This is a genomic window from Acuticoccus kandeliae (assembly GCF_003073115.1).
Genome location: NZ_QBBV01000102.1, coordinates 1 through 358, shown reverse-complemented (window position 1 = coordinate 358; position 358 = coordinate 1). Strand labels below are relative to the sequence as shown.

Genomic DNA, 358 nt, shown 5'->3' with positions numbered 1-358 from the left:
GTTGCGTCATCACGTTCTCCTGGTTCACGAGGTGGGACGAACGGTCGGTGCGGGGAATCGGTCGCACGGCCGGTGCCGGCTTCAGGTCGTTCATGTCTCGGTCTCCTCGGGTCTGGTGGGTCGGCGGCGCCGCGGTGCGGGTCGCGCGGGTACGGCTGTGGTCAGCGGCTCGCGGCCAGGGCCAGGGCCCGGTCGCGCTCCAGGTCGGCCTTGCGGGGACGCCCCCTCGGGCGCTTGCGCGGGATCACCCGACCGTGGTCGAAGATCTCGCCTCCCCACACGCCCCACGGCTCGGCACGCTCCAGCGCGCCGTCCAGGCAGGCCTGCCGGAGCGGGCAGCCGCCGCAGCGGGACTTCG

The 358-nt window shown here is 74.0% G+C and carries 1 protein-coding gene; it reads right to left on the bottom strand.

Annotated features, from left to right (window positions below; all coding sequences use genetic code 11):
* Window positions 1-161 precede the first annotated feature (161 nt).
* Window positions 162-358 (bottom strand): WhiB family transcriptional regulator (locus DBV35_RS29495; RefSeq protein ID WP_205648952.1); only part of this gene is annotated, 197 nt, incomplete at its 5' end.